Source organism: bacterium, from assembly GCA_035549195.1.
In the GTDB taxonomy this organism is placed as follows: Bacteria; Oederibacteriota; Muellerivitia; order Muellerivitales; family Muellerivitaceae; genus DASZRK01.
Map to the genome: position 1 here is coordinate 441,508 of DASZRK010000017.1, position 11,230 is coordinate 452,737.

Below are 11,230 nucleotides of genomic sequence, written 5' to 3' on the forward strand. Positions count from 1 at the left end.
GTCCTTATCCTACCCCGGAATGGGCATCCCCAAAAGGAACCAGGTCGCGGCCGCAATCCTTGCAGGAACCTTCCAGGGACCGGTACGCCACCTCGCAACGGGGGCAATAGCTCCGGTCCTGGGGGCCCGTGGGGGCCATCGGCGCCCATAAGCCGACGGTTTCAAGGCCGCATTCCTGAAGCCACTGAACGATCGTCCGTTCCTCCCCTTCCCGGTCCTTTTCCAGAAGGAGGGGCACCTCCGCCACGCCCGCCAGGGCCGGTGGATAGCGAAGTTCCAGCACCCAACGCCGGGCCCAACCCTCGAAGTCCCGGTCCGCCAAAAGCAGTTTCCCCGCCACCAGTGGATGGAAATGATCGAAGAGCGGGTCGGCCAGGAGGTCCATGGCCCGGGAGGAGAGCCAGGGTGAGACGGCGCAAAGAAGGGTCTTTCGGATGCGCGCCCATTTCTTTTCCGGATAGAGCTTTCCGAACCCACGCCAGAAGACGACGACCAGGGTCAGGTGAACGAAGAGGAAGGCGAAGGCCCAGAGGCCCCAGGCCAGCCAGAAACCTTTCCGCAGGACGAACAGCAGGAAGGCGGTGGCGCCCAGCCCGATCAGGATGCGGGACCAGGACTTAAGGGTCCGGTCGAAGGCCAGGAAATCCTGGTAGCGGTCCTTGGCCTCGGGGAGGGATAGCCGGGAGGGACCGTTGGGAACAGGCGAGGACGGTGGGAAACGATAGCAGAAGCCCGCCGGCCAAGGGTTGCGCGAGCGCAGGCCCGGTCCCCGGTGAAGGGTGAAGGCCTTGCCCCAACCCAGCAGGATCCAGCCCGCCTCCCCGGCATAGACCAGGCACTCGGCCAGATAGATGGCCGACGCGAGCACGACGAAGATCTGGAAATGGCTCATGGCCGGCCTGGAGGAAAAATTCTAAGGATCCGGACCTAGACCTGGGGCGGCGGGGGCGGCGGGTTTTGGTCGTTATCCTTGCCCTTGCCGCCGCCGAAAATCTTCTTGAAGAAGGCCCCGACCGCGGCCAAGGCCACGATCAGCAGCTTGCCCAGCTTGGCGACCAGTAGGGCGAAGAAGCCGCCCAGCTTGCCCAGGAGCCCCGTCTTGGCGGCGACCGCCCCGGCGGCGCCCACGACCAGCGCGGCCAGCCCGAACTCGGCCACCTTGTCCCCGGTCTTCCACTCGGAGTATTTGTTGCCGCTGGTGTAATCGAAGCCATCCAGCGTATGGTTCAAGGGACCCAGCATGGCCTGCCAATCCTCCCCATGGGGCACCACGATGACCCGCATGACGCCCTTGCGGCCCAGGATGCGGGTGTTGAAGTTGACGAATTGCTGGCCCTTTTCCTCGATCACTTCGGCCCATTCCAGGCGCTGGGTGTCCGGGTTGTAATGGGGCTCTTCGGCCCATTTGACCAGGTGCATCTCCTCCCAACCCTTTTTCTTGCGTTCCTCATTGGCGTCCTTCTCGTTCTCGACCATCTGCTTCCACATGGCGTCCGGGTCCAATTTCTCGTTGGCGGCATCCTTGATGTAGCCCGTGTCCTCGAACGTGAAGAGCGCCATGAAGCCGTTCTCATCCTTGGTGTAGAGGACACCCAGCTCGTCGCCGGAATAGAGGTTGTGGGTCTTTTCCATGAATTCCTTCATGTCGTCCTTGGGGAAGAACTCGTAGCCTTCCGGAACCTTGATATCGGCCATGTCGCCGATCCGGCCGGTGGCGGGACCTTGCAGGGGATGGAGTTCGGCGCGCAGGGGGGCGGAAAGGAGGAAGCAAAGGGATAGGGCGGCCAGGAAGGATTTCATGGAATACCTTTCGAATGGGATGGAGCCAGTATAGGAAGGGAGCTTTTCGGGCTCCAAGGAAATAAGCCGCCCGGGAAGGTTAAATCTGGATGATCTTGCGCTTGTGGTCCAGGAAATCCCGGAGCACATATTGGGTCAGCTTCTCGGGGGCGGGGAAGATGAGCCGGCCCTGGTTGATCTTATGCATGGCCTCCAGGAAATCCCCCTCGCCGAAATAGCCCATATCCACCTCGTTGCCCATCATGAAGGTGTTGATGGTGATGCCCTCGTCGGTCACGGCCCGGACTTCCCGCAAGGTCCTTTGATAGGTCCGTTCGTTGGGCGGATAGGTGAGGTAAAGATGGGAGCCCTCGTAAAAAGCGGTGGGGGCGCCGTCGGTGATCAAGAGGATGCTCTTGTTCCTCGTTTCAGCGTTGGCCAAGAGCACCCGGGCTAGTTCCAGGCCCTTCTGCAAGTTGGTGAAATGCTGGGGGATGGAATCCCGGTCCCGTTGGGTGAGTCCTTTGGAGAAATCGACCCGCATGTTGACCGCGCCGCCCATGATGGAAATGGGCTTGGGGGCGAGCTCGGGGATGGCCCCCACGGGGATCTGTTTGGCGAAGGTGGAGAAGCACACGAAGTAGAGCTTGTCCTCGGGATATTCGGTGTGGATGAGGGAATCCAGCGCCAGGGCCAGCTTCTTGGTGTTGTAGAAACGCCCATAGCGGCTCATGGAGCCCGACTGGTCGATCAGCATGACGATGGCCGAGGCCGCGGCGCCCTTGGTCTGGTGGACCTGGAAATCCCGGCTGTCGATCCTGATGCGGCCGTCCTTCATCCTCTCCGGTGTGCCCATCTGGCGGATGGCGGAATTGAGCAGGCTCCCGGACAGGTCCAGCGAGGTCAGGGAATCGCCGAACTCATAGGGGCGGGTGGGGGTCATCTCCACGTTGCCGTCGCCGGTGTAGGTGGCGTGGTGGCGGCCCATCCCGTCGGTGAAGAGGCGGGAGAAAACCTCCCTTAGGGTCTTCTCGCCGATCTTACGGGCGGCCCCGGGCGTGATCTTATAAATGTCGTTGTCCTCGTCGTAGTCCACGTCGCCGGTGGCCTGGATGGCTTCGTTGAACTGCTTCTTGAGCTCGTCCCGTTTCGCCTGGAGCGCCTGGGCCGCTTCCTCGCCCAGGATGTCCTTGAGGGTCTCCGCTTCCATATTGAAGAGATCGCCGTGCTCCAGGGCGTCCTTCAACTGCTGTTCCAACCGGTCCAGGGTCTCCAGGCGTTCCTTCAGGCGGCGGGACTCCTCGGGGTTCGGGTCCTGTTGGCCGGTGAAGGTGTGTTTTTGGTAAAGGTCCTCCAGCTCGGCCATCTTTTGCCAGAGCAGGTTCAGTTCTTGGAGCAGGTCCCGGGCGATCTCGGCGTTCTTGTTCTTGAGGCGGGACAACTGCCAGTCCAGGTTGTAGAGCTGGGAAGGGTTTCGGCTGTCCAGGGCCTCGTCCAGGCGTTTGGCGATGTCCTTATCCTTGAGGCGCGCGACCTGTTGTTCCAGCTCGGCGGATTTGCGGCGGATCTCCTGCTCGAGCCGGTTGAGGACGTTGTCCAACCGGTATTTCTCGAGGATCTCTTTCTTCAGGCGCTCGATCTCCTTCAGGTAGCCCTCCACCAGGTCGGTGAGGCCGCTGGTCTTGAGGAACTGGTTGTAGGGGATGCCTTTCTCCTGCAGGTGGCGCAGGGCCTCGTCGAAGGTGACGTGGTAGCGCATCATGAGCTCTTTCACCGCGTTCACCAGGTCCTGCATGGTGAAGGGCGGTTCCTCGGGCTCGTGCCATTCGGAATAGTCGTGGGTTATCAAGTTAAGGCCCTTTCACCACAGAGGGCACAGAGATCGCAGAGGAAACCATTTTGAGTGAAAGAATTTGATCGTATCGTCCGTTTAGAAAAGGAGTTTGTGAACAAAAGAAGGCCTTTCTCTGTGCTCTCCGTGCTCTCTGTGGTTAGACAGGTTTCTTCTTCGGGGCGGCGGAAGTCTGGTAGTCCATCATCTCCCCCACCTTGTTGCGGGTGAGCTTGCCTGACAAATGCAGGCCTTCCAGCACGAATTCCACGCAGGAAGCCTGATAGGTCTCGCTCTTGCCCTCGGCCAGGTGCTGGACCGGCTCCCAGATCTGCGGCATCTGGGAGATCATCTTCTTGTAGTCGCCCGCGGGGGTCAGGTCCGAAACCCGGATGTGCTTCTCACCCGACATGTCGGGGATGGTCAGCTCCAGATGGTCCTTCTCCATGTGCTCCTTGAAGACGGTCAGGATGGCCTTATCCATGATCTTCTCGAAGACCTGCCGCTCGGTGACGGTCTCTTCCCGGAACGGGTCCAGGTCGATCTTGCCCGCGGAGGAGGTATAGAGATAGTTCAGGTCCGAGATGCGGGGGACGGCCTCGGCCTCGCCCAAGACCACCGCCCGGCGGCGGGAATTGGCCACCATGGTCTCGAAGTTGGCGATGGAAAGACGGGCCGAAACCCCCGATTTCTGGTTCACATAGGGGCTCTTACGCGCTTCCATGGTGATCTGCTCGATGATCTCTTCCATAAAGGCGGGGACCACCAGCTTCGCGTCCCCATCCTTCGGCATGCGGGCTTCCTGATGGATGACCTGAAGGCCCAGTTCCCGGGTCAAGGGGTAGTGGGTCCTGATCTCGGCCCCGATGCGGTCCTTCAACTGGGTGATGATCTTGCCCGCGCGGGTGTATTCCTCGGGGTTCGCGGTGAAAAGGAGCAACAGGTCCAGGTCGAAGCGGATGGGATAACCCCGCACCTGGATGTCGCGTTCTTCCAGGATATTGAAGAGGGCGACCTGCACCAGGTATTCCAGGTCGGGTAGTTCGTTCACGGCGAAGATGCCACGGTTCATGCGGGGGATGAGGCCGAAATGGATGGCTTCCTCGCTCGCCAGCGGGTTCCCGGCGGCCACCTTGGCCGGGTCCAGGTCACCGATCAAGTCGGCGATCTTGGTGCCGGGCGAAAGGCGCTCCCCGTAGCGGGCCTCACGGCCGATCCAGGCGATCTCCAGGTTCTCCCCGTGCTCGGCCAGCTTCTTACGGCAGGAGGCGCAGATGGGGTGGTAAGGGTGGTCGTGGATCTCGCATCCCTTCACGACCGGGATCTCCTCGTCCAGGAAGTTCACCAGTGAGCGCATGAGGCGGCTCTTGGCCTGTCCCTTTTCCCCCAAAAGTACGATGTCGTGGTGGGAAAGGACGGCGTTGATGAGCTGGGGAACGACGGTCTCCTCGAAGCCGTGGATGCCGGGGAAGAGGGGTTCGCCCTTCTTCAGCTTGGCCAGGAGGTTCGCCTCGATCTCTTCCTTGACCGTGCGGTCGGGGTAGCCGGAGGCGCGGAGTTCCTTCAAATTAATGGGCTTGGAGGGCATGGTCTTTCCTTGTTTTGGGAACTAAGCCCTAATCTTACGGTCCCCAAAAGAAAGGAAGCAAGGGCCGCTTAGGGAGCGACGCCCACGGCCCGGTAGACGCGCCAGATACCCGTCAAGGAAGGATGGGCGTTGGAGGGGCAATCGGTGAAATGGCGGAGCCGCAAGCCCCCGGGCGCCAAAAGATCCACTCCCTGGAGGGCCCGGGTTTCAAGAAGCAGGAGGTTCCCGGATGGCAACGCTTTCGCGGTCCCTTGACCCTGGAGGTAGTAATGGTGGAAAGCCCCGCTGAAATAGGAGTAGCCGATGGGGATCCGGTCCCGGCCTTTGGAGACCAACCGCCCGAGGGCGGTCTCGATGCGATGGTAGGGGTCGTCCGGTACCCCTTCACGGGACCCCAGGCCCAGTTCGGGATGGGAGCGCTCGAGCTGGTCCCAGCCCCAGGTCTCGAAAAGAGTGAAGGAAGGGATCATCCGGACATCCGGCCGGCGTCCTTCCACGAGCTGGAGGTAGTAAAGCGGGAAATAATCCTCGTCGCCCTCGGCGAAGAAAAGGGAGGCCTTGGGAAGGGAACGCAGGAGGTTCGTCCCGTAGTCGTAACGCAAGGTCTGCTTCGTTTCATTCATGAGCCGATAGGCCGTGGCGCCGTTGAAAAGGACCAACAAAGCGAAGAACCAAAGGATGTGGGGTTTGGTCGGGCCTTCCTTCAAGCGATCCAGGATCCCAAGTCCCATGGCCGCCAATAAACAGACCAAGGCGTCCGCCGGTAAGAGGTAATTGTCCATCAGCCAGGCGTGAGGGACGTTCAGTGGGACCCAAAGGGCGACCGTGAAGACGGCCAGCAATGGGACCAAGGGCAAGAACACCAGCACCAGGATCTTTCGCGCACCCGCTCTCCCGGCCCCAAGGATCGCTAGGACCCCGAAGGCAAGGGCGAGCGGGCCCGGATTGTTCCAGAAATGGACAGGTATATAAGAGACCTGTTCCTTCCAGATCCTGGTCCAGACCGACCCCAAGACCGCCCACGAGCCGGTGCCGCGCGCGATATCCCAAAGAGAACCCAAGAGGCCGGGTTCGCGGCCGAAGGTGTAGCCCCGAAAAATGCATTTAAGGAACCGGTCCCAATGGTCGGGATGCCCCAGGTCGGGCAAGGGATCCAAGTGCGCGCGCAATGGGAGCAGGAGCAAAGGGGAAAGCCCTAGGAACAGGAAAGGCGGTCCGTACGGCGCCCATTCCTTGGGAAGGGCTGTCCTGTCGGCGGGGCCCAAGGGCCAAAAGAAGACCGCCAGCAGGGGCAGGAAGAGCACTTGGGTCTCCCAATGGTTCGCCAAACCCATGCCGGACAACAGGCAGGCGAGCAGGAACCCCTTGGGGCCCGGGACGGACAGGCGAACATAGAGGATCCCCAAGAGCAGGACCTCTTGGATCAAATAAATACCCCCTTTGGCGCCTAAGGCTTTTTCCCATTGGGTATGGGAGAAGCCCAGGCAGAAGGACGCGAAAAGGGAAGCGGGGAGGATCCAGATCCGCAGGGACCCGGCCTTGCCCGGGTCCAGGAACCCGAGCACCCGCCGTGAAAGAAGGAAGAAAAGGAAGACCCCCAACGCCCCCAGGAAAGCCGAACCCAGGTTCACCCGGAAGGCGGCACCGCCCAATGGAAGGAAGGCGAAAAGCCTGACCCAAAGGGTGTCCAGGGCGTAACCGGGCGGGTGTTGGATGCCCAATAGGGTCCCGGCGGTGATGGTTTCGGCGGAATCATCGTCCATGAAGGTGGGACAAAGCGTGGTGAGATAAAGAAGAAAAAAGCCGCAAAGAACGAGGAGGGGAGGAGAGGGTGAAAGGGGCGGATGGCTCCCAGGCTTGGAGGACCCCAACGATCACCTCGCAGGATAAAGTGGGGCCATTATAGACCGGGTCCTTCCATCGCCGCGGGACGTTCAGTTAGAATGAACCCACGCCTTCCTTCTCCCACGAAAAAACCCCAAGAGTCCCCATGCCCGAATTGGTCCGGATCGCCCAAGACACCTTCCTCTCCGCCGCCCCCAAGGTCACCCTGGTCAACGCCTTCGAGAAGCCCTTCGACAACGCGGTGGCCACCGCCCGCACCTGCTATTCAAGCAAGGGCATCGTGACCACCGAACAGGTGGCGGGCGAGGGGTTGGACGAGATCAAGCAAGCGGAGCGCCGCCAGCGGCGTGACGACCTGGCCCGCTCCATCTACAAGGCGGGGCACCACACCACCCTCCAGCACGCCCACTTCCAATTCGCCCTGGAGAACGTGTCCCGGCAATTCATCTGGAGCTTCCTGCACAGCCATCCCTTCTATAACTCCGAACAAGTGTCCCAGCGTTACGTGACGGTCCACCCGGACCAGATGGCTGTGCCCCCCATGTCCCCCGAAGCCGAGAAGGTCTACCGGGATTGTTTGACCCTGCAGACCAAGGCTTATGAGGAATTGACCGAAGCCCTGAAGCCCCTGGTGGAAAGGGAATACCTGGCCCGGTTCAAGGGCGGCGACCCCCGGTCCAAGAAGGTGCTGACCGCGGTCCAGAAGAAATCGCAGGAAGTGGCCCGCTATGTGTTGCCAGTGGCGACCTTCGCTTATCTCTACCACACGGTCTCCGGGCTCACCCTCTTGCGCTATTGGCGCCTTTGCCAGACCTTCGACGCGCCGCTCGAGCAAAAGCTGGTGGTGGGGAAGATGGTGGAGGAAGTGCTCAAGGTCTCCCCGGAGTACCAAGCCATCATGGAAAACCCGATGGATTTCGATTCCACGGCCGAGGCCCAGATCTTCGAGGGCTTCCGGGCCACCGCCGCCACCCAGAAGGCCTATCGGCAGGAGTTCGACGCGTCCTTGGAGGGCTACACTTCCAAATTGGTGGACTATTCCCATGGCGGAGAAAAGATGCTGGCCTCGGCGGTCCGGGAAGTGTTCGGCGTGCCCTCCGGCCAGTTATCGGACGATGAGGCGATCCTCTTGGCCCTGGACCCCTCCAAGAACCGCTACCTGGGCGAGACGCTCAACGTCACCACCCACAGCAAGCTCTCCCGGGCCCTGTTCCATCCCCATTACACGTTCCGCAAGAAGATCACCCACACCGCTGATTCGCAGGACCAGCGCCACCGCATGACCCCGGCCTCCCGGCCCATCCTGCACGCCTTGACCCTCGATGAGCCCGATTACCTGGTGCCCATCCTTTTCGAGCAGGACAAGGCTTTGAAGGCCCGTTTTGCCCAGGTCATGGACCAAAGCTGGGAAGCCATCGGAAAGCTGAGAAAGATGGGGGTCCCGGATGAGTTCGCTTCTTATCTATTGCCCAACGCGGTCTCGGTGCGTTTCACCGAGTCGGCGGACCTGCTGAACCTGCATCACAAACACGCCATGCGGCTCTGCTACAACGCCCAGGAGGAGATCTGGCAGGCCTCGGTGGACGAAGCCAAGCAGGTGCGGGAAGTCCAGCCCCGTATCGGTAAATGGCTCCTGCCGCCTTGTTCGCTCCGCGCATTCGCGGGCACCCTGCCCAAATGCCCCGAAGGCGAGCGCTTCTGCGGGGTGGTGGTGTGGAAGAAGGACCTGACCGAGTATCAGAGGGTCATTTAAAACGTCTGTTTTTGATTTCGGGTGAACTCAGATGAATGAAAATTATTCAACGGTTGTTTATAGGAAGATCCATTCTCTTTCGATTCGGATATTAATTTTTTGGATATTGGTTCCCTTGTCGGTGATTACATCCAAATTTTTAGAAGGTCAAAACCCAGTAATTTATAAGTTAATAGAAGTTTTGATCTTTTTCCCACTTTTCGTCTATGGGTTTTATTGTTTTTGGTCTTTCCGGTATATGAAGTGCCCGAAATGTGGAAAAAACTTTCATGTTGGGTTTTTTTTAAAGGGCCAACAATCGTTAAGTGTTGGAGCGTTATTGGGAAGAAGGTGTGCAAATTGCGGATTGGAGTCAAAAAATCCATGACCTTCAATCGAATCAATGTTTTTGTTTTTATTTTTTGTTCTTTGATTTTAGCTGTTCCTAGCTTCGCAAAGAAAACCAAGAAAACAGCACCCCCTGCCACTTCCAACGAAACGGCGATGCAGAAGGCTCTTCGCTTCTACGTCTATGAGAAAAGTACCGACGTGGTGAACGACGTGACCGGGATCTTCGATAACAAGTCCCAGAAGATCACCCTCAAGTGCGAGTTGAAGAACCAAATGGGCAAGGAGATCCACGGCGTGCGGGGGACCCTGCGCTTTACCACCCAGTTCCATGAAGTGGTCGCCGATATCTCCATCGAGACCACTGCCGCCATCGAACCGGGCCAAGTGATCGGGGTCAATTGGAACGTCCCCACCGACCGGCTCAAGCCGGAAGCATTCGAAAAACTCAAAAAGGCCAAGTTGGAGGACCTGCGGCAGGTCTGGATCCCTACCATGATCGCCTTCACCGATGGCACCGTTCTCAAATAAACCAAACCCCATTTAGCCACAGATGCATGGGATTCATGGGATAACCTTAAAGCCCCAAAAAAAGAAAAATCCAATTTGCTACGGATGAACGCAGATAAACACAGATGGCTAAAAAGAAAATCCATTTTTGATCTATCTATGTGCATCCCATGCATCTGTGGCTAAATCGTCTTTTTCTTCTGCGTTGATTTGCGCTGATTCGCGGCTAAAATCCTCCCCATGAAACCTTCCCGGCTCGTCCTCTTCGACATCGACGGCACCATCCTGACCACGGTCCGCAAGGCCTGGGAGAACCCCTTCAAGGACGCCATGGAAGCGGCCTTCCGGGAGATCGGCCGGCCCCGCGCGATCGACACCTCCAAATACCGTCCCGGCGGCAAGACGGACACCCAGATCATCCATGAGATCCTGGGACAGAACGGGGTCCCCGAAAGCGAGATCGAGGGCCTTTTACCCAAGATCCGCACGACCTATCTCGGTTTGTTGAAGAAAGTGGCGACCGAAAATCCCGAATATGTTTCCTTGAAGCCGGGCATCCGGGAACTTTTGGAAGCCTTGCACAAACATCCCGAAATGCTTTTGGGGCTTTTGACCGGCAATTTCGAGGAAGGGGCCCGCATCAAACTGGGCGTCCATGGCCTGAACCACTATTTCGGGTTCGGGGCCTTCGGGGAGAATGCCCGCCAGCGCTCCGAACTACCGCAGCGGGCGGTGGACGCCGCCAAACATCACAAAGGGCACCATTTCACCGCCAAGGAGATCGTGCTCATCGGGGACACCCCCAACGATATCCATTGCGGTCGGCACCTGCATGTGCGGGTCATCGCCGTGGCGACCGGTCCCTATAAGGTGGAGGAACTGGCCGCCGAAAAGCCGGACTTCGTCTTTCAAGACCTGACCCAGACCGAAAAGGTCCTTCAAGCCATCCTGGAGACCATCCCCCATCCTTAGGGGGACCGGTCTTGGCCCGTCTTTGGGGCCATTTCCTGGGTTTCCTTCACTTTAAATACCCCTGCCCCCGGTAACATTTCCGCCTTTCCCCTGTATTTAGGTTTGCCGGCTTTCGACCAGGGGACACGATGCCTCGGATCCTTTACGCTTATTTAATACTCATTGGCGCTGCCGCCTTCCTGGCGGGTTGCCCTCATGTGGGGCCCCAGATGCCGACCATGCCGCCCCCGCCCCCTTCGGCGACCCCGACGGCCACCCTCGTTTTTACTTCCACCTTGACCTCGACCGCGACCTCCACGAACAGTTCCACGGTCACCGCCACGCCAACGGCCAGCCTGACCCCCACCTTTACGGGCACTCCGACCTCCACCTTCACGTCCACGGCGACCGGGACCCCGACCAACAGCTTTACACCCTCCGATACATCCACTACGACCCCTAGCTTTACGCCCACGTCCACAACGACCTCCACCTTCAGCCCGACCCACACGGGTACCTCGACCGCTACTGGGACAGCCACCCACAGTTCCACCGCTTCCTTTACGCCGACTTCAACTTTGACCTCGACCGCTACCGGGACGCCGATCGCGACGGGGACCCCTACGGACACTTCCACCGTGACGGC

9 protein-coding genes are annotated in these 11,230 nt (G+C 59.5%); 4 read left to right on the top strand and 5 right to left on the bottom strand.

The window, feature by feature from the left end:
* Nucleotides 1-4: 4 nt before the first annotated feature.
* The 5 genes from VHE12_05260 to VHE12_05280 all read right to left on the bottom strand — a co-directional run bounded on the left by VHE12_05260 (nucleotide 5) and on the right by VHE12_05280 (nucleotide 6,961).
* Entirely contained in the window at nucleotides 5-892 is an 888-nt protein-coding gene (locus tag VHE12_05260) for a DUF202 domain-containing protein (GenBank protein ID HVZ80197.1), read from the bottom strand.
* 35 nt (nucleotides 893-927) lie between these two features.
* Nucleotides 928-1,800, bottom strand: coding sequence for a DUF2167 domain-containing protein (locus tag VHE12_05265; protein HVZ80198.1), 873 nt, complete (start codon nucleotides 1,798-1,800; stop codon nucleotides 928-930).
* A gap of 79 nt (nucleotides 1,801-1,879) precedes the next feature.
* Nucleotides 1,880-3,628, bottom strand: a complete 1,749-nt coding sequence (locus VHE12_05270; protein ID HVZ80199.1) for a hypothetical protein — start codon at nucleotides 3,626-3,628, stop codon at nucleotides 1,880-1,882.
* A 142-nt stretch (nucleotides 3,629-3,770) separates the two neighbouring features.
* Nucleotides 3,771-5,198, bottom strand: a complete 1,428-nt coding sequence (locus tag VHE12_05275; GenBank protein ID HVZ80200.1) for a magnesium chelatase — start codon at nucleotides 5,196-5,198, stop codon at nucleotides 3,771-3,773.
* A 68-nt stretch (nucleotides 5,199-5,266) separates the two neighbouring features.
* Nucleotides 5,267-6,961: a DUF2723 domain-containing protein gene (locus VHE12_05280; GenBank protein ID HVZ80201.1), complete on the bottom strand. Its 1,695-nt coding sequence runs from the start codon at nucleotides 6,959-6,961 to the stop codon at nucleotides 5,267-5,269.
* A 227-nt stretch (nucleotides 6,962-7,188) separates the two neighbouring features.
* Here VHE12_05280 and VHE12_05285 point away from each other — a divergent pair, with 227 nt between their 5' ends.
* From VHE12_05285 to VHE12_05300, 4 genes are all read left to right on the top strand, one after another.
* Nucleotides 7,189-8,796, top strand: a complete 1,608-nt coding sequence (locus tag VHE12_05285; protein HVZ80202.1) for an FAD-dependent thymidylate synthase — start codon at nucleotides 7,189-7,191, stop codon at nucleotides 8,794-8,796.
* Between the two features lie 483 nt (nucleotides 8,797-9,279).
* Complete coding sequence (locus tag VHE12_05290) at nucleotides 9,280-9,654, top strand: hypothetical protein (protein HVZ80203.1); 375 nt, start codon at nucleotides 9,280-9,282, stop codon at nucleotides 9,652-9,654.
* 219 nt (nucleotides 9,655-9,873) lie between these two features.
* Entirely contained in the window at nucleotides 9,874-10,605 is a 732-nt protein-coding gene (locus VHE12_05295) for an HAD family hydrolase (protein ID HVZ80204.1), read from the top strand.
* 128 nt (nucleotides 10,606-10,733) lie between these two features.
* The coding region (locus VHE12_05300) for a hypothetical protein (protein ID HVZ80205.1) at nucleotides 10,734-11,230 on the top strand (497 nt) is incomplete at its 3' end.